Source organism: Paenibacillus sp. FSL W7-1088 (assembly GCF_037969855.1).
Taxonomy (GTDB): Bacteria; Bacillota; Bacilli; order Paenibacillales; family Paenibacillaceae; genus Paenibacillus.
Genome location: NZ_CP150216.1, coordinates 3,178,312 through 3,202,629, shown reverse-complemented (window position 1 = coordinate 3,202,629; position 24,318 = coordinate 3,178,312). Strand labels below are relative to the sequence as shown.

The 24,318-nt window shown below is 44.6% G+C and carries 22 protein-coding genes; 6 read left to right on the top strand and 16 right to left on the bottom strand.

Features of this window, described 5'->3' with window-relative positions; all coding sequences use genetic code 11:
- Positions 1 to 18 precede the first annotated feature (18 nt).
- From MKY42_RS14630 to MKY42_RS14615, 4 genes are all read right to left on the bottom strand, one after another.
- Positions 19 to 906: a carbohydrate ABC transporter permease gene (locus tag MKY42_RS14630; RefSeq protein WP_090897325.1), complete on the bottom strand. Its 888-nt coding sequence runs from the start codon at positions 904 to 906 to the stop codon at positions 19 to 21.
- Positions 907 to 921: 15 nt separating this feature from the next.
- Complete coding sequence (locus MKY42_RS14625) at positions 922 to 1,914, bottom strand: ABC transporter permease subunit (protein ID WP_179264973.1); 993 nt, start codon at positions 1,912 to 1,914, stop codon at positions 922 to 924.
- 117 nt (positions 1,915 to 2,031) lie between these two features.
- Positions 2,032 to 3,054 (bottom strand): LacI family DNA-binding transcriptional regulator, encoded by a 1,023-nt coding sequence (locus tag MKY42_RS14620; protein ID WP_111618905.1) that lies wholly within the window; start codon positions 3,052 to 3,054, stop codon positions 2,032 to 2,034.
- A gap of 187 nt (positions 3,055 to 3,241) precedes the next feature.
- Positions 3,242 to 3,595 carry a thioredoxin family protein gene (locus MKY42_RS14615; RefSeq protein WP_090897318.1) on the bottom strand — a complete coding sequence of 118 codons (354 nt, stop codon included), beginning with the start codon at positions 3,593 to 3,595 and terminating at the stop codon, positions 3,242 to 3,244.
- Between the two features lie 165 nt (positions 3,596 to 3,760).
- Here MKY42_RS14615 and MKY42_RS14610 point away from each other — a divergent pair, with 165 nt between their 5' ends.
- Positions 3,761 to 3,898, top strand: a complete 138-nt coding sequence (locus tag MKY42_RS14610) for a hypothetical protein (protein WP_177185693.1) — start codon at positions 3,761 to 3,763, stop codon at positions 3,896 to 3,898.
- 115 nt (positions 3,899 to 4,013) lie between these two features.
- Here MKY42_RS14610 and MKY42_RS14605 read toward each other — a convergent pair whose 3' ends face one another.
- The 3 genes from MKY42_RS14605 to MKY42_RS14595 all read right to left on the bottom strand — a co-directional run bounded on the left by MKY42_RS14605 (position 4,014) and on the right by MKY42_RS14595 (position 6,745).
- A complete protein-coding gene (locus MKY42_RS14605) occupies positions 4,014 to 4,307 on the bottom strand; it encodes a DUF3817 domain-containing protein (RefSeq protein WP_090897315.1) in 294 nt (97 codons plus the stop codon).
- A 176-nt stretch (positions 4,308 to 4,483) separates the two neighbouring features.
- A complete protein-coding gene (locus MKY42_RS14600) occupies positions 4,484 to 5,692 on the bottom strand; it encodes a macrolide family glycosyltransferase (RefSeq protein ID WP_179264974.1) in 1,209 nt (402 codons plus the stop codon).
- An 84-nt stretch (positions 5,693 to 5,776) separates the two neighbouring features.
- Positions 5,777 to 6,745 (bottom strand): LacI family DNA-binding transcriptional regulator, encoded by a 969-nt coding sequence (locus MKY42_RS14595; RefSeq protein ID WP_179264975.1) that lies wholly within the window; start codon positions 6,743 to 6,745, stop codon positions 5,777 to 5,779.
- Positions 6,746 to 6,911: 166 nt separating this feature from the next.
- Here MKY42_RS14595 and MKY42_RS14590 point away from each other — a divergent pair, with 166 nt between their 5' ends.
- Positions 6,912 to 8,345, top strand: a complete 1,434-nt coding sequence (locus MKY42_RS14590) for a glycoside hydrolase family 1 protein (protein ID WP_339852000.1) — start codon at positions 6,912 to 6,914, stop codon at positions 8,343 to 8,345.
- Positions 8,346 to 8,469: 124 nt separating this feature from the next.
- Here the strand turns inward: MKY42_RS14590 and MKY42_RS14585 are convergent, their stop codons facing one another.
- The 4 genes from MKY42_RS14585 to MKY42_RS14570 form a co-directional block, all read right to left on the bottom strand.
- On the bottom strand, positions 8,470 to 9,474 hold the full coding sequence (locus MKY42_RS14585; protein WP_339851998.1) for an ROK family protein: 1,005 nt from the start codon (positions 9,472 to 9,474) through the stop codon (positions 8,470 to 8,472).
- 118 nt (positions 9,475 to 9,592) lie between these two features.
- Entirely contained in the window at positions 9,593 to 10,180 is a 588-nt protein-coding gene (locus tag MKY42_RS14580; protein ID WP_339851995.1) for a sugar O-acetyltransferase, read from the bottom strand.
- A 78-nt stretch (positions 10,181 to 10,258) separates the two neighbouring features.
- Positions 10,259 to 11,425 (bottom strand): MFS transporter, encoded by a 1,167-nt coding sequence (locus MKY42_RS14575; RefSeq protein ID WP_339851992.1) that lies wholly within the window; start codon positions 11,423 to 11,425, stop codon positions 10,259 to 10,261.
- Positions 11,426 to 11,530: 105 nt separating this feature from the next.
- Positions 11,531 to 12,289 (bottom strand): helix-turn-helix domain-containing protein, encoded by a 759-nt coding sequence (locus MKY42_RS14570; RefSeq protein WP_339851989.1) that lies wholly within the window; start codon positions 12,287 to 12,289, stop codon positions 11,531 to 11,533.
- A 171-nt stretch (positions 12,290 to 12,460) separates the two neighbouring features.
- On the opposite strand from MKY42_RS14570, the gene MKY42_RS14565 reads away from it, so the two are divergent.
- On the top strand, positions 12,461 to 12,589 hold the full coding sequence (locus tag MKY42_RS14565) for a DUF4023 family protein (protein WP_036664828.1): 129 nt from the start codon (positions 12,461 to 12,463) through the stop codon (positions 12,587 to 12,589).
- Positions 12,590 to 12,727: 138 nt separating this feature from the next.
- Here MKY42_RS14565 and MKY42_RS14560 read toward each other — a convergent pair whose 3' ends face one another.
- Positions 12,728 to 14,749, bottom strand: a complete 2,022-nt coding sequence (locus MKY42_RS14560) for a catalase (protein ID WP_339852909.1) — start codon at positions 14,747 to 14,749, stop codon at positions 12,728 to 12,730.
- 248 nt (positions 14,750 to 14,997) lie between these two features.
- On the opposite strand from MKY42_RS14560, the gene MKY42_RS14555 reads away from it, so the two are divergent.
- Positions 14,998 to 15,261, top strand: a complete 264-nt coding sequence (locus tag MKY42_RS14555; protein ID WP_090897288.1) for a hypothetical protein — start codon at positions 14,998 to 15,000, stop codon at positions 15,259 to 15,261.
- A gap of 82 nt (positions 15,262 to 15,343) precedes the next feature.
- Here the strand turns inward: MKY42_RS14555 and MKY42_RS14550 are convergent, their stop codons facing one another.
- The 3 genes from MKY42_RS14550 to MKY42_RS14540 are packed head-to-tail and all read right to left on the bottom strand — an operon-like array spanning position 15,344 to position 18,857.
- Entirely contained in the window at positions 15,344 to 16,957 is a 1,614-nt protein-coding gene (locus MKY42_RS14550) for an extracellular solute-binding protein (RefSeq protein ID WP_090897285.1), read from the bottom strand.
- A 39-nt stretch (positions 16,958 to 16,996) separates the two neighbouring features.
- Positions 16,997 to 17,893, bottom strand: coding sequence for a carbohydrate ABC transporter permease (locus MKY42_RS14545; RefSeq protein WP_256222206.1), 897 nt, complete (start codon positions 17,891 to 17,893; stop codon positions 16,997 to 16,999).
- A gap of 40 nt (positions 17,894 to 17,933) precedes the next feature.
- Positions 17,934 to 18,857, bottom strand: a complete 924-nt coding sequence (locus MKY42_RS14540; RefSeq protein ID WP_090897279.1) for an ABC transporter permease subunit — start codon at positions 18,855 to 18,857, stop codon at positions 17,934 to 17,936.
- A 335-nt stretch (positions 18,858 to 19,192) separates the two neighbouring features.
- On the opposite strand from MKY42_RS14540, the gene MKY42_RS14535 reads away from it, so the two are divergent.
- Together MKY42_RS14535 and MKY42_RS14530 are read left to right on the top strand one after the other, a co-directional pair.
- Positions 19,193 to 20,944: a histidine kinase gene (locus MKY42_RS14535; RefSeq protein WP_339851979.1), complete on the top strand. Its 1,752-nt coding sequence runs from the start codon at positions 19,193 to 19,195 to the stop codon at positions 20,942 to 20,944.
- Entirely contained in the window at positions 20,925 to 22,535 is a 1,611-nt protein-coding gene (locus tag MKY42_RS14530) for a response regulator (protein ID WP_339851976.1), read from the top strand. The genes MKY42_RS14535 and MKY42_RS14530 overlap by 20 nt, the downstream gene beginning before the upstream one ends.
- Positions 22,536 to 22,625: 90 nt before the next feature.
- On the opposite strand, the gene MKY42_RS14525 is transcribed toward MKY42_RS14530, so the two are convergent.
- Positions 22,626 to 24,269 (bottom strand): extracellular solute-binding protein, encoded by a 1,644-nt coding sequence (locus MKY42_RS14525; RefSeq protein WP_090897272.1) that lies wholly within the window; start codon positions 24,267 to 24,269, stop codon positions 22,626 to 22,628.
- Positions 24,270 to 24,318 lie beyond the last annotated feature (49 nt).

Sequence of the window (24,318 nt, the reverse complement as noted above, 5' to 3'; positions counted from 1 at the left end):
AACAAGCTTGGATTTCTTTTACTCCTTGACTGCACCGAGCATCATACCCGAGATAAAGTATCTTTGAAGGACGGGATAGATCAGTACAATCGGCAGCGTGGTAATAACAATCGTGGCCAGCTGCACCCCTTTCGTCGTTGTTTCGATGACTGCCGAGCCGCCCACATTTTGCATGGATTGTGTTTGGGATTGAACAATAATCTCGTACAGCATCATCTGAAGTGGATACAGCGACTGATCGGTAATGTACAACTTGGTTGTCATAAAGTCATTCCATTGCCCCACCCCATTGAACAATGCAATGGTTGCCATCGCTGGCATGGACAGCGGAATGAAGATTTTGAGGAAAATATGCCAGTCTCCTGCACCATCGATTTTGGCAGACTCCTCCAGGGAATCCGGTACATTCCGGAAGAAATTCATCAGAATGACGACATCATAGAAGCTGAACAATGCCGGAATAATGTACACCCAGAAGCTGTTGAGCAAGCCGAGTGATTTGATCAATAAGTACGTTGGGATCATTCCGCCTGAGAAGAACATCGTGATAACCCCCATGGCAACGTACAGTTTACGGCCACGTATGTACTTTTTGCTCAGACCGTAGCCGACCATGGCACAGAAGAACACGTGTGTAACAACTCCGATTGTTGTTTTGGACACGGAGATGAAGAACGCCTGCCAGATGCTCGAATCGTTGAACACGGCTCTATAGTTCTCCAGCGAGAACTCCGGTGACCAGAAGATGAACCCGCCTTCCGCCAAAGCCTTGCCCGAGCTAAAAGAAGAGATGATGACATTCCAGAGCGGAACCACAATAACGACAGTACAAATAACGAGTAAAATAATATTTAAGGTATCAAAGATCCGACTATCGAGATCTTCTTTAGCCACCTTTCCATTCACACGGGATGCCTCCTTCTACAGCACAGATTGATTATCGTTTAATTTGCTTGTAATTTTGTTCGCGGTGACCAGCAGAATAACGGACACGATCGAGACGCCCAGACCAACCGCGGTAGCATACGAAAAGTCACCCTGTGACATCCCCATACGGTATACATACGAATTGATAACTTCTGCCTTATCACGGTTTTGCGAGTTCATCAGAACGAGTGTCTGGTCCAGATTGGAACCAAGTAAACCGCTTACAGTAAGAATCAGATTAAGGCTGATGATCGACTTCATGTTAGGCAATGTGATATTCCAGATTTGTCTGAGACGGCTTGCACCATCGATTTTGGCTGCTTCGTAATACGTAGGATCAATCTTCGACATAATCGCCAAATACAGAATCGTTCCCCAGCCGGCCTCTTTCCAAATATCGGATAAAACTGCAATCCACCAATACTTGCCTGCATCCAGCAAAATGTTCTGCGGTTGCGAGATCAGTCCCAAGCTGAGTAACAGCTGATTAAATAATCCCGTTGTTGAAAACCAGGTGATCAGCATACCGCCCAATACAATCCAGGACAGAAAGTGAGGCAGATATGAAATCGTTTGCACGAACTTTTTGAAGCGTCCGCTGTTCAGTTCATAGATCATGATCGCCAGGATAATAGGAATAACGAACCCGATACCTAATTTCAGAAAGCTGATCCCCAGCGTATTCACTACAGCATCCCAGAAGTATTTGTCGGACATAATGATTCTGAAATTTTCCAAACCGACCCACGGTGCGCTAGACAACGTATCAATGACGGTGTAATTTTTGAATGCAATCGTCAATCCGTATATGGGAATGTAACAAAAAATAATCATAAAAATGATGCCGGGTATAATCATCGATTGAATTTCCCATTGTCTTCGATAATCGATGACAAACTCTTTTACTTTTTGTCCAATTGTCTTCCTTCCCCCCGGTCCTACAGGCTTTTTACCGGTGGACGACGTCTCTACGGCTAATTTACTCACGCTCTTTTGCTCCCCTCCAACTTAAGCATTCCATCATAAAAACGTTTTTATTTTCCGACAAAAAAACCCCCTAATCTCAAATCTATAATTAAAAAAGACCGGAAATGATTGAATCACCTATGTTGAAAAATCACTGCGGTCCATCTTCACATGACTTGAACCCCGTATGATCAGTTCACCCGCCAGTTTCTGTGAAACCCCATGTTCCTTCTTCTTGATCATGCGAACCAGGTGATTGACCGCCAGGATACCCTGCCTTGCAATCTGGTTTCTTACCGTACTTAATGGCGGGGAAAAATATTGGGCAATATCAATATCATCGAAGCCTACTACACTTACATCCTGAGGAACTTCGAAGCCATGAGACTTCAGGGCATGAATGCAGCCGATTGCGCTTACATCGTTTCCTGCAAGAAAAGCATCAGGCAGCTTGGAAGGATGCAGATGAAGAAAAGATTTTACCGCACTATAGGTGCCCTCTTCCTCAAAATATCCCTGTAAGATGTAATCATCATCCATTGGAAGCTGGTACTCACGCAAAGCGGCCAGATAACCATCTCTACGCTGATTACTGTCAAACATGGTGTCCACGCCGGATATGTAGGCAATTTTCTTGTGTCCCAGTCCAATTAAATATTTGGTCGCTTCGTAACCCGCTACATAGGAGTCAAAAATGACGCTTCCCATCGTATCGCTCTGATAGACCCGATCCAGAAATACAGCCTTGATCTTGTCTTTCTCCATAGCGATAATATCCTGCTCATCAATCCGCAGTTCTTCGTAGATGATGACACCATCCACACGTCGACCCAGAATATTACTCATAATGACCTGCTTATCCTTGGTCACAAACACATTGAGCCCGTAACCCAGACGATCGCATTCGCGAGACATGGATTCAACCAGCTTATAAAAATACGGACCCGACACACTTGTGGTGAAAAAGCCCAGCATCTTGGTTTGCCCGGATTTTAGCAGCTTGCCGTTCAGGTTGGGAACGTAGTTTAAACGCTCAGCAACCTTCAGGACATGTGATTTGGTCTCTGGGTTTAAGACATCCACGCCGTTCAAGGCGTTGGAAACCGTAGAAATGGATACCCCGGCTTCCCGTGCAACATCTTTAATTGTAATCTTTCCCATAATTTTTTGGTCCTTTGCTATAAAAACGTTTTTATATATTTTAAATTAGCATAAAACCGTTTTCAATACAACACTTTTTCTTTTAATTATTTTTCACATTCTTTTGCTATGATCATGGCATGGCTGCTTAGCACTGTCGTTAGAGACAGATATGTAAAAAAGCAGCTCCTCTGTGAGCTGCCGATAATCATGCTTCTTGTTCCCCATTCTGCGTGTACATATGATAAATTTGTTGTACCTGCTCTTCCAATCGATGCAAGCGAACAAAACGATCAGCTCGAATATATTCCTTCTGCTCCACCAACATAATCATCGTGGGAACTGTGAAAATAAGAAACCTGGACGCCACCTCTTCCACTTGGTTGGCATTGATGTGGGCCAGATACACCATCGGATAAGGTTCAAGTAACTCCCTAATCTTGGGAAGTAAAGCATGACATACACTGCACTCTGGCCTTGATACATACAAAAAGACCAATTCATATTGTTGAATCATCTCTTCGATCATTTCTATGGATGTTATGTCATTAAGCTCTCTCATAAGGATCATCCCTTTCGGTCAGTTGACAGCTAGAGTTAAACCCTAGTTTATCACGAATGTCTAACTGTACAAATCTCGCGCTCGCCTAAACTTTTCTTTTCAAACACAGCCTGTTTGCATTAAAATATAGTTGGAAGATCATCCCATATGAAAAGAGGTTATTGTATGAAAAAATCATTTCTTTTTCTGCTTACTGCCCTCATTGCTGTTATCTCCTTCTCCGCGTATGCACCTGCATCTGATGCCTCTGGTAATATTGGAGTTAGCCTGCTATCGGATCGTGAAACAGGCACCGTAAAATAACGCGTTCACACTCTTTCCAAGAAAAGAATTTGCACAGAAACGAGCAGGCGACCCGTTCGGATAACATCCGGAGTTGGTCGCCTGCTGTCATTGTCATTGTTCTTTTCTGCAACCCTTACTTCCAGTCTCTCTTGCGAAGATAGGACTCGAATACAAAAGTTCCAAAAGGCAATAAACCTGCTACCAAGCCCATGAACCAGCGTGAAGCTTTCCACTTCTTCACAACAGCCAAATGTACAAGCGTGATCAGATATAGTGGAAAAAGAATACCGTGAATCATACCCATAATCGCTACCGGGGAAGACATATCGGCAAAATATTTTAGCGGCATGGCTACAAAAATCAACAGCAGTAAGGATACACCTTCCCATATGCCTGCAATTCTGAATCGACCTGTGACCGTCTTCATCCTGTTCAATCTCACCTTTCCAGCGGATAGTATGTGAATTATGTAACTTGTTACAAGATGTTTCAACTTGAAGCCACATCATCTGTACTAATGCAGCTTCATTTGAAACGTCTTGTTCAGTATACCGCATGGTTCTGGTTCGGAAATGCTTCAATTTTGAATAATTAATGACTGAACTATCCGTGCAGGTGATGTTGAGTTTTAAATTCGAAAATCGCATCAACAGCATAATGATATCCGCCTGATTTTCGAAAGGATTCCCTCAGATTCGCAGCAGCTCTCTCAAAAGAAGGAACCTTCAACACATGATCTACCGTTTCATGGAGCTGATTGGCAGTCAAGGTTTGCATTTGTAAGCTGATGCCTGCTCCCCTGCTAACAACCTGCTCAGCGATGATCGGCTGGTCCGCGCTCTGAGGGAGTACAATGAGGGGAACCCCGTAATATAAACCTTCATTGGTACTGTTCATCCCGCCATGTGTGATAAATAATTTTGCGGACTGCAATACATCCATTTGTGGAACATAACGTTTAACGATAAAATTTTCCGGAATTGTTCCCAGTGCCGTAATTTGTGTTCTATCCCCTACAGACATGACAATTGTATGCTCGGTATTCCCCAATGCTTCCATGCAAAGCTTATAGAAATCAAGAGCCTGGTTAAAAATTGTACCCAGTGAAATGTAAATAGGTCTTTTCCCTTTAATTGCTTCCATGTCGAAGTCTTCATGCGTTAATCTGAAAAAAATAGACGGTCCTACGAATTTATAGGTATGGTCGAATGCATCTCCATAAGGCTGGAATTCCCTTGTTGTATATACGATGGTAAGCGGTGCGGGATTGCAAAACACTTCGTAGGGAGAAGCAATCTCTACATCATATTTTTCTTGTAACCTGCTCGTCAGACTATGGAATGTATCGTTTATAGGTTGAGCGATTTCGGCAGGAACATTCAAGAAAAAGTGTTGCATCAAATGATTGAATGATTCTTCGGTCTGCGCAAAAGAAGTGCATGAATTAATTGCAGGCAGCTTCAGTATTTGCGCAAGCAAACGTCCGCAGCCAAACATGGAATCATGGACGATGTAATCAAATTGTTCACCCTTAATCTGTTCAAGGACACTCGGAATGACGATATCTGCCGTAAGCAAAAGACCGTTGACTCGTTCAAGCAAATAATCTCTGCCACCTGAGATAAAAGCTTTAATAAATTTTTGACCGTCAAAGGTTCGGACTACAGCCCCTGTCTTTTCCATACGTTCCCGATACGCTTCTATAGTGAAGTACACAACCTCTTCCCCTCGTGAAATAAGTTCTTGTACCACACCAATCGTTGGATTGACATGTCCCTCTGATCCACCGTTAATAAATAAAACACGTGCCATAATTATCCCTCCTTTGTTATACTACGTGCTTCAAATGGTGTAAGAATTTTCGTAAGCAATGACGTACTTCCCCCCAAAAAAATTTTAGGTAGTCGCACGTTCTATCAGATGAAATTCCAATTGCCGAGGCTGCAGCTCCTGCTTGCCAAGGACGGCCCATAATTGATGAAAGGCCTGCGTAGCCTGTTCTGCAATGGGATTATGTATAGTGGTTATTCCAAGCACACGAGACAGTTCAATGTCATCGAAACCAACAATGGCAAGTTGTTCGGGAACTTGTATATTCTGTTTGCGTGCTTCGGACCAGATTCCGATTGCAGCATAATCATTCGAACATAACACCGCTTGAGGAAGTTCTGGTCCACTAGCCATTCTTCGCATCGCCTCTTCGCCATCAGATGAACTGAACACGGAATATTGATAAGCTTCACGCAATACAGGCAGCCCCTTATCTGCCATAAATGATTCATAGGCTTCCCGCCGACTTTGGGTATTCAGGCTTTCTGCTCTGCCAAAGGCATTGGCAATGCGTATATATCCTTTGGACACCAGATGTTCAAGAGCCAGCCTGTAGCCTTGTGCCTGATCCATAGCCACTGACGGAATTTCGTCATTCCCCATCCGCTGCCAGGATACAATCGGACCATACTCGCAATAGGATTTCAGTTTGTCTGGATGATTAACACAGGTCATAATCACCAATCCATCCACCCGTTTACTCCGCAGATCCTCGAACGCCTGCAATTCAATCTCTTTATCTCCACGCGAAGTATAGATCAGGGTCTGAAATCCATAATCCATCGCTGTATCAATGAATTGATTCATGAACGTAAGGATAATCTCGTTGGTTGCGGATGTGACAATTCCAATTTGCTTGGTCTGTCCGGTGGATAACGAAACGGCATTTCGGTTCGGGATATAGTTGAGCTGTTTCATGATTTCCGTTATTTTCTGCCGGGCCTCGTCACTCACATGCGGCGAATGATTAATTACTCTGGACACCGTGGCTTTCGAGTAGCCGGACAGCTTCATAATTTCATCGAACTTGGACACATGAAGTCTCCTTTCTTGCTGACTATCTATAATGATTTACAGTTTGCCTCAAAATAAATAAAAAGTAAAACTTGACGTGTAACCCGTTCCAACGTTTAAGCTTTTTTTATACAGTGCTGCCGTATGTGACATCCACAACGAATTCTTAACGATTGGAGCGATACTTATGAGTCAATCTCAACATCCATCCTTTAATTTCCCCAAAAACTTTCTGTGGGGTGGTGCGATTGCCGCCAACCAGGCCGAAGGTGCATATAATCTAGGTGGCAAAGGATTGTCCACTCAGGATGTGGCCCCCAAAGGTATTATGGGTCCCATTACCGAAGAACCCACTGAAGATAACATGAAACTGATCGGGATTGACCTGTATCACCGTTATAAAGAGGACGTCAAGCTGTTCGCCGAGATGGGATTCAAGGTATTCCGCACCTCCATTGCTTGGTCCCGTATCTTCCCCAAGGGCGATGAGCTGGAACCCAATGAAGAAGGTCTTCAATTCTATGATGATCTCTTTGACGAGTGTCTTAAATACGGAATCGAACCCCTCGTCACCCTTTCACACTACGAGACACCTCTCCATCTCTCCAAAGAATATGATGGCTGGGTCAATCGGAAGATGATCGGATTCTACGAGCGTTATGTGACTGCCGTATTCAAACGTTATCAAAATAAAGTGAAATACTGGCTCACATTTAACGAGATCAATTCGATTCTGGAAGCACCCTTCATGAGTGGTGGTATCTACACACCAAAAGAGAAGTTGAGCAAACAAGATCTTTATCAGGCAATTCATCATGAGTTTGTAGCCAGCGCTTCTGCTGTGAAGCTCTGTCATGAGATCATCCCAAATGCGCAGATTGGTTGTATGATGCTCAGTATGCCGACCTATCCGCTAACACCGAATCCCGATGATATGATTAAAGTGATGGAATTCGAACACAGCAATTATTTCTTCGGAGATGTGCATGTGCGAGGCCGTTATCCTGGATACATGAAACGTTACTTCCGTGAAAATGGAATCCAGATTCAGATGGAAGATGGCGATGAAGACATGCTGCTCCATACCGTCGACTTTATTTCTTTCAGCTATTATATGAGTGTCTGCCAAACGGCTGATCCAGATAAACAAGTTGCAGGGGAAGGTAACCTGCTTGGCGGTATACCTAACCCTTACTTGCCTGCAAGTGAATGGGGATGGCAGATCGATCCGCAGGGACTGCGGTATGTGCTGAACATGTTCTATGACCGTTATCAGAAACCACTTTTTATTGTGGAAAACGGACTGGGTGCTGTGGACGAGCTTATTACCGGACCTGATGGTGAGAAGACCGTTGAAGATGACTATCGCATTCAGTATTTAAATGATCATCTCGTTCAGGTCGCAGAAGCCATTGAAGATGGCGTTGAAGTTATGGGATATACGTCCTGGGGTTGTATTGATGTGGTCAGTGCTTCGTCAGCACAATTGAAAAAGCGTTATGGTTACATTTATGTTGATCGCCATGACGATGGTTCAGGAACACTCGAACGTTATCGCAAAAAGTCGTTCCACTGGTATAAAGAGGTGATTGGCAGCAATGGCAAGAGCCTGAAACGTTAAGCATATGATATACCTGTAGCAGGTGCAAACTTGCGCTCCCCCAGCAGAAATCAAGTACAAGCATTGGGTACCCGATGTATTGATGCATTGTTTTCTGCTGGGAATTTTTTTTCATATAGTACGTTCAGTTAAATTGGACCAAGGCTGGCTCCAACGCTTTCAATGTTAACCATCTCATTCCGGCTTCAAAGTCTTCCTGGAAAGAATCGATCAGAACAAGGCCAGGATCGGATGGCATCGACAGCTTGGCTTGATACTTTTCCCATGCTTGAATAACTGCATCTTGGTCAACCAACTTCTGATAGATTACTACCTGGTCTGGAGCAAGAATTGCATTAACCGTTTGAATCATTCTGCATACCGTTTCAATAAACACTTCCTCTTCCACTGGGCTATACCAATCCACTCCCATTGGAAGGTATTTGACTTCCCCGGCCATGCCAAGTTTTCCTTTAATCACTTTACCGTTCAGATAAATGCCCATGCCTGGAGGATATTTGGTTGGAAAATACATTCCGATGACACACAGGTCCTCGTCCAACTCTTGTTTGGCGCAATATCCGCTAATTGCAGCATTCACATCATTTTCCATGATGACTGGTAATCCGAACTGTGCTTCAAGATCTTCAGTCATTCGGATGCCTTCTAACTGCCGGTGACTGCTCACCGTAATTTCCCCATTCACAGTTTGCCCTGGAATACCAATACCGATCACTTTAATGGAATCATGCAGAGCCAATACGTTCCCAATGATCTCATAGAAGTGTTTCTGATCAAACGTAGGCATCGTATATTCTTCTCTGAACACCATGTTATCCTCTAGGTTAATGACGGTGGCCGTAATCAGGTCCTGCCCTTGCTTTTCGTTGATATACATGACCAAAGCCAAGCTGAAATCGTAATTATATCGGTAGGTTAACGCCGGTCTCCCCCCATTGGAAGGCACTGTCTGATCTTCAAACAGTTCACCCAGGTCACACAACTCTTTTACCAGTGAATTTACAGTTACGACACTGAGCTTGGTCAAGGAGGCCAGTTGTGGCTTGGTTGCTGTTTCCACCCGTTTCATGACCTGGCGTACATGGTTTATATTAATTTCTTTCATCAAATACGCGTTCGCTATTTTCATAAGCACCCCTACTCCATAGTTTCTTCTCCAATGTAGTAACTATACAATATCTCCAGAGGTATTAAAAATACCCGATGAGAACATCGGGTATTCTAAGGGTTTCGTATACACTTGGTAACTAGCTTCTGCTATACTTCGTTTTGTCTGCTTCCGTTATTTTGCGAATCACTCTGCATGGATTACCCGCAGCAATTACATCAGAAGGCATGTCTTTGGTAACTATACTGCCTGCCCCGATGATTGTATTATCTCCAATGGTCACACCCGCAAGCACAGTCACGCCGCCACCGATCCATACATTATTGCCCACTGTGATGGGACCTACAATTTCAAGACCTTCGTTACGTTGTTCCACATCATAAGGATGACCCGCAGTGTAGAATCCACAGTTCGGAGCAACAAAAACATTGTCACCAAACCGGATTTTGGCTCCATCCAGCATAACGATATTATGATTGCTATAGAAGTTCTCACCAATTTCTATGTTATAGCCGTAGTCACATACAAACGGCTGCTCGATCAGGAAACGATCCGTCGTTTTTCCAAGCAGCTTTTTGAGCAGCGCTTCTCTCTCGGCGATCTTGCCTGGATGAAGCTGATTATACTCGTAACAAAGCCCCTTCGCGTACATACGCTCATCAATCAATTCTTTGTCGTAATTCGCATTATACAGCAGTCCCAGTTGTGATTTCTCTTTTTCTGTCATGAATTCTTGTGCCTCCAGCTCTTCTCTATATATTAAAACACTTTATAAAACCATTTTAATTATAGGGGTTAATTTCAATTAATCAAGTAACCGTATAACCGTTTGCTCCTTGCGACTAATTGCATAAACGGCTGACACCAGACCCATCAGGATTAGAATCGATCCCACCCATCCCGTATACACAATGGAAGAATGATCGATAACCACCCCGCCGATATAGGTTCCCAGAGCAATACCGGCATGTGCAATGCCTGAATTGGTGCTAATTAACGTTTCAGCCGTTGCCGGTGAGGTTTTGATAATCAGACTATTCTGTACCGGGGTAACCGTCCAACTTAAGGCACTCCATATACTTAGCAAAATCAAGAAAGCAATTAAAGGCAGCCCGGTACTAAACGGAATAACCGCCATGCTTATAATAAAGGGGATCAGCACGATAATAATGGCTTTAGCCGGGTGCAAGCGATCTGATAAGATGCCGCCAACGCCGCCGCCTGCTACGGCAGCGATACCAAACATCATATAGATAAAGGTGACCATGGTTGAACTGGCTCCCAGCGCTTCCTGGAGAAATGGTGTGAAATACGCATATAACGTCAAGTGCCCTGCGAGCACAAGCAATGTTGTAACATGGATTGCCAGCATTTTCGGATTCCATAGAGCCGTAAGCTGCTTCTTCAGAGATACGGCCGGAATCGGCTGCACACGATCCATGGCAATGCCAATGGCAACCATGACTACTGCAGTTAGAATCGCAATCAACATAAACACTTCACGCCATCCGGCGAGGTTACCTACAAAGATCCCGAGAGGTACACCCAAAATTAGTGATGCACTTCCTCCCATCGTGATAATTCCCACGGCACGCCCTTTATATTGAGGCTCCACAATACGTGCAGCGAGCGTTAGTGACAGAACAAAAATCAATGAGCCCGTTGCCGCCCCCAATGCTCTGCCTGCCAAAAGCATATAGAAGTTGACACTAAAGGCAGAGATGAGATTACTGATTAGAAAAACGAATAAAGTGCACATATAAACTTTTTTACGTTCGAATCTGGCCGTCATATTTAACAAGATAGGCGCAGATAACGCATAGACAAGTGAGAAAATCGAAATTAAATACCCGGCTTTGGCCAAGGTCAAATGAAGATCTGTCGCAATCAAGTCCAGAATCCCGCCTAATATGAGTTCAACGGTACCCACTACAAAGGCCGCGATTGCCAGAACATATACTTTTTTATTCATTTTGAATCCTCCTCAAAAGTTACAACTACGATAGTAACTTAATCATGAGAAGATTTCAATACAAAAAAGCTATTCTCAGAAAGAATAGCTTTTGGAACCATCGGTTTAATAAATTAATCGTGCCAGCAAACGTGCAATTTCTTCATCCTGAAGCAGATGATCACCGAATCTTTTGGTAATTTGAGTAAGTGCGACGTCATGATAGAAATAATCCGTCATGGCTTTAACAATCGGTTTGGACGTTGTCTTGATCGCCTTCCATGAATCATGCTCGATCCCTGCAAACAAAAGATATTCATGGTCAACAATAATTAGCTGCGAGGGCTCAAGCTTACTGTCCTCAAGCATGGGTATTAACGAATATTTATGCGTTAAAGACGTTTGCAATCCGCCTACAGCCAAAACCTCAACATGTACCCCTTCAGCCTCTTTTTGCTCCAGCAGCTCCCGGTACTTCTCCATTTGCTCGTTCCACGCCAGAAAAAGGATAGATGAATCCGCTTCTTCAATAAGCTGTTCAATATTCGATGCAATGGATGATGCATCCTTCAACGTCCAGATATGTTCATCTGTGAATGTACGTTTGATTTTATATGTCTTTAACTCCTCAATATCCTTCTCAAAGTCGGCCCTTATTTTGAGGATAATGGACTGAAGATCAACCGCCATGTACAATTTTTTCTTCCCATGCATGGTGGTTAGGACCGTTCCCTTATCAATAAGCCGATTAAGCACTTCGTATATTTTAGCCTTAGGTACATTGGAATAATTAACAATCGAGGTGGCATCGAGCGGCGCATCCTGTGCAAATATAGCCTCATATACCTGACTTTCATATTGTGTAAAACCGAATTTCTGCAACATGGTTCGATTCGGGCTCCTTCTTGTTTTGTATCGTTCTATACAGTTTAGACGCCTGAACTTCCCATGTCCAGTTTATCCCACCATTCCTTCGTATCCAAATATAATGACCTCTCAATGGGTATATTAACATTCAGGCTACGCATTTTTATTTTGAAGGAGGTGTGCTTAAACATGGAGAGTACCCATGATTTTGTGAAAAAAGTGAATGAGAATGCCGAAAAAGCACGTCATAACAAAAACAATGGTAAAGGTACGCCAACAGACAAACTGCCAGCAAAGCAGCACAGCACCAATAAATAAACTTGTAATGGCATGTCATCATGTTAAGGGGATAAGTTAAGTGAATCGCTCATCTTTCTTTCAGCAAGAAAAGGACCTCTGGAGAGAGATCCTTTTCTTGCTATTCGTGATTTGACCTTTCAAAAGCATCCCGGCTGTCTACGTTCGATTCCAGAAGCGTTGTTGCGTCATGGCTTGAATGAATTGTTCTGCAAAAGCCGCAGGTTGCTGCTCCACAATGACACCAGGTTTGCCGATAATACCGGCTGGCTGGATCAGTGCTGCACCGGTTGGTGTGGCTCCTATGGGCTTAAAATGATTATACGTTTCAATGGCATAGGATCGGGTGTATTTTTGAAAATATTCATCTTGGTTCTGTCCTCCAACAACGAACAGTCCATCGTATACCAAGGGTGACCCGGTCAGGAAGCTATCGTCCACTTTGAGCTCCACACCTGCTGTTCCGTGCACCACACCCTGTCTTTCATGAACAATGACCGGACGAAGCCCTGCTCCCTTAAGCTCATTCAAAATATATTGCGTGCTTGGACCATCAAATCCTTCACCAACAATCACCCCGACACGCAGTGTCTTGGGAGAAAATACGGTATTGGCCATACTTAGCGCAGGGGAGGACTTTGTCACCGTAGATTCGGAGACGTTAGGTACAGCGACTCCAAGTTCGCGAGCCAGAGTGGTTGCCAGCTCTGTGCTGATATGGCCCAGCATATCAACGACCTGTTGACGAATCGAAACGTCCTTAACCTTCCCAAGCTCAAACGTGAGCGCCTGAATGATATGACTCCTCTCCACACCTGTCATGCTGTTCCAGAATAAACGGGCCTGCGAGAAATGATCCAGGAAGCTGGGTGCTGTTTTCCGTTCCTTGAGTCCTTGCACCGTGGAAGGGTAGGTTACAAATCCACCTTTGGTACCGGGCACAGTATAGGGAGAATTATTGGCAAGAGAGTTATCGTGATAGGCGACTCTCCCCCGATCAATCGTGTAACGGGAAGCGCCGTCTCTCTGGTTGTTATGTACAGGGCATACGGGACGATTGATAGGTAATTCCTGATAATTCGTGCCCACCCTTGCCAATTGTGTATCCGTATACGAGAATAGTCGGCCTTGAAGCAGTGGATCATTGCTGAAGTCAATGCCACGTACAATGTTGCCTGGATGGAATGCCGACTGTTCCGTTTCCGCAAATACATTTTCGACATTTTGGTTAATCGTCATTTTGCCAATGATTCGTACCGGAATGTCTTCTTCAGGCCATAACTTCGTTGCATCCAAAATATCAAAATCATACTTGAATTCATCTGCTTCCTCCAGCACCTGTATTCCAAGTTCGAACTCCGCGAAGTTGCCTGCATTGATATTCTCCCACAGATCCCTGCGATGAAAGTCCGGGTCCGCCCCGCCAAGCTTCTGCGCCTCATCCCACACAAACGAATGCATGCCAAGTAACGGCCGCCAATGAAATTTCACGAATCTGGATTTGCCTTCTTTGTTCACCAGCCGGAAGGTATGTACCCCGAATCCCTGCATCATTCGAAAGCTTCGCGGTATCGTGCGATCCGACATAATCCACATGACCATGGCTGCCGACTCCTGATTATTCGCAATAAAATCCCAGAAGGTATCGTGCGCAGTGGAACCCTGTGGAATTTCATTATTGGGTTCCGGCTTCAGCGCATGTATCAGATCCGGAAACTTGATTCCATCCTGAATGAAGAAGATCGGAATATTATTCCCGACCAGATCAAAGTTACCCTCTTCGGTATAAAACTTTACTGAAAACCCACGCACATCCCGATTCGTTTCGTTCACTCCTTTGGAGCCTGCAACCTCGGAAAAACGAACAAATAGCGGTGTTTTCACACCGGGATCCTGAAGAAAATGCGCCATCGTTAACTCTTCAAGTGACTCATATAACTCGAATTCACCGTAGGCTCCGTATCCCCGTGCATGCACAACTCTCTCCGGAATGCGTTCCCGGTCAAAGTGCGACAGTTTCTCACGCATCAGAAAATCTTCTAGCAGCGTGGGTCCGCGATCCCCCGCTTTTAGCGAGTTGCTATCATCCGATATTTTAACCCCTTCATTGGAAGACATCTCTTTTCCGTTATTATCCCGAAGAAAGGCATTTCGCTGCTCTATCTTTTTGTTCTCATCCATGGGTTCCTTGCTCATTCCAATCACCTCCAGCATTATATGTATGGGCTTGGAAGTAGACTTATGATTGACCGGCACACCATACTTTGGTCCGAGTCATGTGTGTGAATTACAAATATGAATAACATGAGCTTGGCTATGAGGCATAGCTGATGATTGTCCATTTATTAAACATCGCATCTTCTGTCTAGCACCTTCTTCATCTACTTTTCATTTACTATAAAGAATCTAATAGAAAAGAGATGATGAAGATGGCATGTGTAAAGGCTGTTCCACAACCGGATTTGGTATTGATCTATTGGTCCAGAAACCCGCTCGTTCCTGGTTCTGCACGCCGAATCAGAAGTGTACGTGTGATTGGAAACACGTCCCCTTGTACCTTCACACTGGTGCGTGGTGCATTGCTGATTAATGCCTTAAACTGTTTGCTGGATAATGATATCGGTTTTAAAGTGGTCTATAGCAAAAAAACATCGAGCATCAGTGGCGTTTTATTGTTAAAACGCAGATCCTAAACGAACAAACAGGTGCCCTCCTTCAATAAGGAGACGCACCTGTTTGTTATTTAATCAATGAATGATGTAACTGAACTCCACTCTATTTGACGTTCATATAACGTTCGAAGGCATTATTACGGATGGTCAGTAACTGTTCAAGTCCCATATCATTCAACTTTTTGATATAAGCATCCCAGCCCTCTTCGATACCGCCTTTGGTTACCCACTGTGCACGCATCGTTGCTACATAACCGTCAATATCCGTTGTCAGTGTTGGCAGCTCCTGGAACTCTTCTGCATTGTACATAACCTTTGGATAAGGTGTCGTTACATCCGCACTGCCTAACTGATCGATTTGCAGCTTGAGTCCGTCACCTGCTTTCGGATTAAGCTTAATTTTTTCTTCAAAGGAAGGGCTTACATATTTGGGCCCGAAATCACGCAGGGATTGATCCCAGTACCATGCATCGGCGCTGGTGCCTGCTGGCGGGTCCATCAGCGTATATGTGCCATCATCATTTTTCTTGATTACAGTTCCGATCGCACCCCAGAAATTCTGAATGCTGGCTTCGTTGGAATAGAACTGATCCGCCCAGCGTGCGGCTACTTCCGGAACAGTACATGAACTTGTAATGAGCAGTTCATTACGGGCCAGATTCATGCCGCCAGGATCCCCTGGCTGATAGCGTTTGCCATCAGGTCCGGCAATAGGCGCAATCGCTTCATATTGGTCGCTCCACTTTCCAAACACAGCATCAGGTGTCCACTGGTTGCTGAAGCCAACGATTGGAATATCTGCATTTTGCCATTTGGCTGATGTCATTGTATTGTCTTGGGTGAACAGTTCCTGATCAATCAGGCCTTCTGAATACAGCTTGTGTGTATAAATAAGAGCTTCTTTATAGGCATCGGTCGTTGGGAAGAAGACCGGTTTACCGTCCTGTACAATCATACTGCTGGCATTAATGTCAGTGATTCCGAATGGATTCAGGAAGTCCACATTCAGACCCGTTTCCGTGTACGGAATTTCGTCCTGTTTTCCATTTCCGTTCGGATCTTTTTCCTTAAACGCTTTCAACACCTGGTACAGTTCTTCTGTTGTCGTTGGTGCTTTCAGCCCCAGCTTATCAAGCCAGGCCTTATTAATTACAGGCTGGTTCCGGCTCTTCGGACGGGCAGGCAGTCTTGTTGGCATGGAATAGATTTTGCCATCAGGAAACGTGCTGATTTTCTTCATGTCTGGCGTCTCTTCCATCGCAGCCTTCAAGTTGGGCATATATGAGTCAATGTACTCATCCAAGGGACGGAAATAACTCAGGTTGTTTACAATGTCCGAGTCGCTGAACACCTGATCACCTAAGATAATGTCCGGGAGTGTACCACTGGCAAGCATAATGGATTTCTGCTCACCCCAGTCATTAGAGGACATGACCTGCCACTCAATTTTCACATTGGAATCCTTCTCCAAATCCTTGAGCCATTGATTCTGAGTAAAGGTGTCGCCCATATTCCCCCAACGAACCGTCAGTACCTTGAGTGTGACCGGTTTATTGACAATTGGCAGACCTTCCTGATTAAAATCGCTTGATACCGTAGTCTCCGCAGGTTCACTACTATTTCCACTACTACAGCCAACCACGCTGACCAACATCACCGACGCGAGAAGCACGCTGCTCATTTTGGTGAATAACTTCTTGCCTATCTTTTTCCCCATTTGGGAACCCCCTTGATTGGTATTGAATTTCAACCTGCCCTATTCCTTCACTGCGCCGATCATCACCCCCTGATTGAAATACTTTTGGATGAACGGATACACACACATGATTGGAATTGTGGCGATAATAATAACGGAATATCTCATCAAATTGGCAAGACGCAGAGCAACTTGTGCCGCTTCTCCTGTACCCATGCCGGACTGCATCTGATTCGTGATGAGGATATTACGTAAAATTAGTTGCAGCGGATACAGATTCGGATCTTTCAGATAAATCAGGGCATTAAAATAGGAGTTCCAATACCCTACAGCAATCCATAGTCCAAGGACTGCGATGATTGCTTTGGACAGCGGCAATACGATGAGTACAAAATACCGCAGGTTTCCACAGCCATCGATCTGAGCTGCTTCCCATAAATCTCCCGGAATACTGGTCTGGAAAAATGTCCGGGCGACGATCATGTCGAAAACCACCACGGAGAACGGAAGCACCATCACCAGGAACGTGTTATAAAGATGGAAGTCACGGATCGTCAGGAAGGTTGGAATCAAGCCGCCGCTGAAGAACATCGTAAAGATAAAGAACAGCGAGAAAAATTTGCGCCCGACCAGATCTTTTCTCGATAATGCATAAGCCGCCGAAATATTGACGACAAGCCCGAAGAGCGTTCCCACCACCGTATACAGAATGGTATTTCGATATCCGATCCAGATGTTCTCGTGTCGCAGCAGTTCCCTATATCCTTCCAGCGTAAAACCTTTCGGAAACACCCACACCTGTCCGTTAGCCACAGATGAAGGATCACTGAACGAGGCGATGATTATAAAATAGATTGGATAAATGATAGCTATTAGAAAAAGAACTGCAAAGGCATACAGTACGACTTCTGCAATCGAAACACGTGATCGACGTTTGGTTCGGGGAGCTCTGGTCATTGCTGCCGGTTCCATAACACTCATCTTGTTTGTCTCCCCCCTACCATAGACTGTTTTCACTGTATTTCTTGGACAATTGATTGACCAGAATAAGCAAAATGAAATTAATGACGGTATTAAACAGGTTGATTGCTGAGGAGAAGCTGTATTGGCTGCTCAGCAACCCGATTTTGTATACATAAGTGGACAGAATCTCACTTGAGAGAATGTTCAGGTCATTCTGCATCAGATACACCTTCTCAAAGCCTACACCGAGTAATCCGCCCACCCGCAGAATAAGCAGTGTAATGGCCGTCGGCAGCAGCATCGGAATATCGATATAACGAACCTTATGCCATCGACTTGCTCCATCTACCGTTGCCGCTTCATAGAGGCTTGGGTCTACGGCGGACAGCGCGGCAATGTAGATAATGCTGTCCCAACCGACATGCTGCCACACGTCAGACCATACATACACACTGCTGAACAGAGCTGATGAACCCATTAAGTCCGGTGCTTGTGCTCCAAACAGCTGATACATATTGCCAACAAGTCCTGTACTTGGCGAGAACAGAATCAGCATCAATCCGACCATAACTACGGTTGAAATAAAGTGAGGCATATAAGAGACTGTCTGAAAAAACCTCTTGAACCTCCCTGCTCTCATCTGATTCACCAGTAGTGCAAGCATAATTGGAATCGGAAAAGTAGCCAAGCTGTACAGACTGATCACAAGTGTGTTACGAATCGTATTCGTAAATTGATAGGATTTAAAGAATTTCTCAAAGTATTTGAATCCAGCCCAAGGGCTGTCTCCGATCCCAAGCGCCGGACTGTAGTCCTTAAAGGCGATTAATACGCCGTACATCGGCTTGTAGGCAAATAAAAGTGTCAACAGAACCGCTGGAAAAAGCAAAACGTAAAGGCCCCAGTTTCGCCTGATTCTCTCCAACGTTCTTCCCATATAAAGTGGATTGGTCCTCATGGTTCTTCCTTCCCTCCTGTAAATATACTGATGCTGCTCTCCCGTAGGACCTGTCATCTCTGGAATAGCTTCAGTATAAACTGCTTCACATTGGGTTTACCGGACCGCTAAGGACGTTATTCGGACTTCTATGGTTCCATCCATGAACTTTACAAGTAACCAAGACGCTTACGAACAAAAATCATATCGTTATCCAGACTTTCGTGTGTGTAATCCGGACTTCTGGATCAAAAGATGCAATTCTTTATGTTTTTTTCAAATAAAGGTTTTATACTATTCCTGAGATATTAATGCGTATTCATAACCAAGCAATCAAGAAAGTGGTGCATTGTTCCATGGCAAACCTGAACGCGATCAAACCCTACCCCATCCGGCATTATATCCGTATGATGTTCGTCATTTCTTTTGTTGTGCTCATCTTGGATCTCGTGATCAGCATTGCTTCCATCTCCATGGTCAAACAGCAGTCCACCCAATACTTGCAGGATGCGGCCGATCTGTATATCAACCGCATTAATCACGATTTTGCGTACATTAATCATTTCATGGGGTGGACACTGGCCAATGACGAGAATCTCGACAACATGAATACATATGGCGTGAACAGTATTCCGTTCCTGAAAGCCAACGAGAAATTACATTTGCTCTTCGCCGAACTACAGCGAAACTACGGGCAGTCGTACAATTTCTTTTATTATTTGGAGAATAGTGAATACTTCCTCAACTGCGCGCCAATAAGCATCTCCTATTCGGATTATTCAGAAGTAAAAAAGCAGATCATTACACTCACCCGGGATAAAGGTGTATATGAGAAGTTCTATTCCCATTGGACACCAATTCACGTGAACGGCACTTCTTATCTTATCAATATTGTGCCGTACTACAACCGTTATCTTGTTGCCTTAATATCCGCAGATGAACTGATCGCCCCTCTCCAGCAAATTAATCTGGGTGCCAACGGATACGCCTCTCTGGTAGACGAGAATGGACTGCAACTTTCCGGACCTGCGGGCGGGGATCACATACCAGAAGAGAGACACTCCTTTCTCGATCTGTTCCAGTCTCATAATATTGTCAGCAGCGAGTTCTCCAATGCAGCATTCAGCGTGCATATGGCCATCAAGTTTGGCACATTCGAGAAAATCATGGTCGCTCAGCTGCTCATCATGCTGCTTTTTCTGATCGTGACCTCCACGTTAAGCGCAATCATCATGTTTTTCAGGAGAAATTTGCTTGTTCCCATTCAGCGATTCTCCAAAAATCTGGCGCGTATTAACGAAGGGGATGAAGCGACAGACTTCAAGAGCAGCCGGATTATGGAGCTGGAGCAGGTCAATGCACAGTTTAAAGAACTGGTAGGCCAGATTAAACGATTCAAAATCGATCGCTACGAGCAGGAATTGGAGAAACAAAAAATACGACTGGATTATATGAAATTGCAGATTAAGCCGCACTTTTTCCTGAATTGTCTGACGAGCATGTACAGTATGGCACAGATGCAGATGTACGAGGAAATTGAGAATATGGCCCTGGCTACGTCCCGATATTTCCGATATATCTTTCAAAGTGGGGAGAATTTCGTTCTTCTGGAGAATGAAATTGAACATGTGAGAACGTTTCTGGATATCCAGAAGTCGCGTTACCGCGATGCTTTTTCCTATCGCATTGAACATCCAGATATGATCACGGGCATCGCAGTGCCACCACTCGTCATACAGACATTCATCGAGAATGCAGTCAAGTATGGGGTATCTCGGGACCGGGAACTATGTATTACTTTATCCGTGACGGAACAACGACAGGAAAATGGCGATCATGTGCTCATCCGGATTTCGGATACGGGTCCAGGTTTCAGCCCGGATGTTCTTGACGCTCTGGTGCGTGGAGAAGCGCTGGAACAAACCGGCGGCAACCGGATCGGCATTATGAATACCATCCAGCGTTTGGAATTGTTATATCGGGATGAAGCAAATATTACGTTTGCAAACGACGCAAGTGGCGCTCGGATCACGCTTTCCTTGCCTAAAATGATACTGAATTCAGATACTCCGGGAGAGGTGACAAACCATGAATGCATTGCTGGTTGATGATGATTACTTTGTCGTCATGGCTTTGGAAAAGAAAATTGATTGGAAGGCATTGGGGATTCATACAATATTCACAGCCTACAATATTGCGCAGGCCAAGGAAGTTTTGCAAAATCATCCCGTACAGATTCTCATATGTGATATTGAGATGCCCCAGGGAAGCGGTCTGGAACTGCTCGCATGGGTCCGGGAGGAGTCGCATAATGTACAGACGATATTTCTGACCAACTATGCCGATTTCAACTATGCCCAGAAAGCAATTGAGCTGCAAAGCTTTGATTACTTTCTGAAACCTATTGAGTTTGACAAGTTAACGCTTATTATACAAAAGGCGGTTGCCAAAGCCCGAGACCAGCAGTTTATAGAGAAAGCCATTCATGAGGGTGAACTGTGGCAGAAAAATAGGAGCAAACTAATTGAGGACAGCTGGCGCAGGCTGATCTCCGGTAAAGCTTTTCCTTCCGGCCCTGCCGACGTCTCTGCCTTTTTGACAGAACAACATCTGCCTTATGAAACAACGGATATGTTTCTGCCTATTCTGGTTAACCTGTTTCCGTATGAACATACGCTGGGCAAGACGGACAAGAACCTGTTTGACTACGCTTGTTTGAATGTGATGGTTGAACGGTTTCAGGACACTCTTTTCTCCATTGAAGCCATTACCGAGATCAGGGATCATAACTGGATGATCATTCTAAAATGGAACGGAGCACCGGATGCACAGCTGATCGAATCCATGTGCGGTTCGTTCATCCCGGAGGTTAATAACTACCTGAAGTCGGATGTCTGCTGTAGTATCGGGTTCTCTCTGCCGCTGGGTCAGATTCGTCATACCATCAACGAGTTGTTGCTTATGAATGAAGAACGAATCAAACACCGCAACCAAACCTTTTTACTGGAAAACTATAATAGACCCGAGTTGAATTACACCCCACCTGATCTGGGATTACTGGAGCAATTGTTGAATGAAAATCGCTTCCAGGCATTTCTGGATGAAACGGGTCGTTACATGCACCAACTGGTCCGTGAAGGTGTGGTGGGTACCGCTGTACTAAGTTTGCTGCGTCTTGATCTGGTGCAACTTGTGTATGCCCAATTGAAAAGTAAGGAGATCGAAGTGCACAAGCTGTATATGGGCAAAACGAATGATCAATTGTTCATGCAATCTCTGCATTCTATTGAAGATATGCAATCCTATATTGCCTACCTGGTTAATACGGCTGCGGAATATCTGAATGTTGCCGAACAGCCCAAGTCGGTTGTACATGAGATTACCCATTATATACGCACACATTATGGAGAAGATTTAACGAGGAATAATCTGGGGGAGATGGTCTATCTGAATCCGGATTATCTGGCAAGACTGTTCAAGAAAGAGATGGGAATATCACTGGGCCATTATGTCATTCATACCCGTCTTGTGGCGGCCAGGCACTTACTGGAGACCACCGCACATTCGGTGCATACCATTGCTGGAAATGTCGGTTATACCAACTACTCTCACTTTACCAAGCTGTTTAAGCAAGAAATGGGCTGCAGCCCCAATGAATATCGCAAAAAGCAGAAAGAAGGCTCTCATGAAACCGGATGACCTTTCTCGCTTTTAATACAAAATGCCACCCTGCGTATCGTACGCAGAGTGGCATTTGCTGTTTTAATGTGCCTTTACCTTTACTATGCCTTATTTATTTGCATTAATGACCTCATTCACTTCCTGAGTGATCTGGTCACCACCAAGCTTTTTCCAATTTGCAACAAATTTATCGAACTCGTCAATGGAGAGGTTGCCATAGATGATTTTCAGAAACGTCTCAGCGCGCAGTTTATCCAGGGTTGCCTGTTTCGTGTTCATGGTTCTGGTCGGGGCGTAGATAAATTCATTCATGACAATGAGGTCGTTATCCCGATAATATTTAATGACGCCCTGCGAGCTTTCCGGTCCAAAAATGCGTTCCATATGCCACTTATCCAGATTGCCATTGCGGTAATCCATAATATCATCGTAGAACAGCTTCGCTTCAAGCTCTAATCCGGATGTATCTCCCGTTTTGAGCGCCTGCTCGACTTCATCCTGTGCTTTTACGTTTTTGTTGGCAGGCAGATTGGACACAGTCGCATTATGAAAACCAAGTCCGGTCAAGCCGTTCAAATATGCAGCACGTTCTTCCTTGGCTGACTCACCGAACATTTTCTCTGCCTGAAAATTCAGCAGCTTGATCAATGCTTCCGGGTGCTCATAACCTTTACGTACGGCAAATATGCCGCCCAAGCTTAGGTGGTTCTGCGTTTTGGCAGGTTGATCATCGATCGATTGAACCGGGTAAGGCAGCCAGTCCACGTTCTTATCCTTCTTGATCATGCTGCTAACCTGAAATGGTGCCCATTGTGGCAGGAAGAACATGCCTGATTTGCCTGCATTCACATCTTCCATCATCTTCGTAAAATCCTTCACTCCAAACTCAGGATCAATAACGCCCTTCGAATACAGATTTTGCAGCTCGCGTAACCCTTCCTTCACCTCAGGCTGAATGGTTCCATTCACAACCTGACCTGAAGCATCCTTGATCCAGGTTTCGAGATAACCATGATAACCGAGCAGGAACGCATTAATTGGCAAATCCTTGTTGAGTGCAATACCATACGTATCCTCTTTGCCATTTCCGTCCGGATCTTCAAAGGTGAAGGCTTCCGCAATCTTGATGACGTCCTGCATTGATTTTGGCGCTTCAAGCCCTACCTTCTTTAACCAATCCTGGCGAATCCAGATCATATCCGAGGAATCCAGCGAGCCTGGAAAACTCACCATCGCGTATATCTTGCCATCTTTGGTTACTGGCTTCAACCCTGCTCCGTCCTCAGCAGACATAAATTCCTTGACCAGATCGGATGCATACTTATCATAGACTTCTGTCAAATCTTCCAGCATCCCCGCTTCATGCAGCTGCTCGAACTGCACAGCACTTACTTTCAATACATCTGGCAAATCGCCACTCGCCAGGGTAACGTTCATTTTGTCGTTATAATTGGCATCCGGGACAATCCAGTCATAGGTGACATCGATGCCCAGCTCGTCCTTGTATCCTCTGGTCCAAATGTTATTGGCGTGTGTATCGCCCTCAGCAAGTGATTCTTTCCCGGTTTCATTCATGGTTGAAGTTAATTTGATGGGTGGATCATATTTCGTAAGCGGACCTCCGGCATCCTGCTGTGTGTTCGGCTGGGCTTCATTCTCAGCATTCCCCGTACCAGATGAACAAGCTGCAAGCGTGGTTGCCAGAACCATGGTTAACGTTAACAGTGCGAATTTCTTTAATGACATGTTCATGCGAATCCCCCTTTTTATTCCTCCCGTGAGGTATATAATGATTGTATAA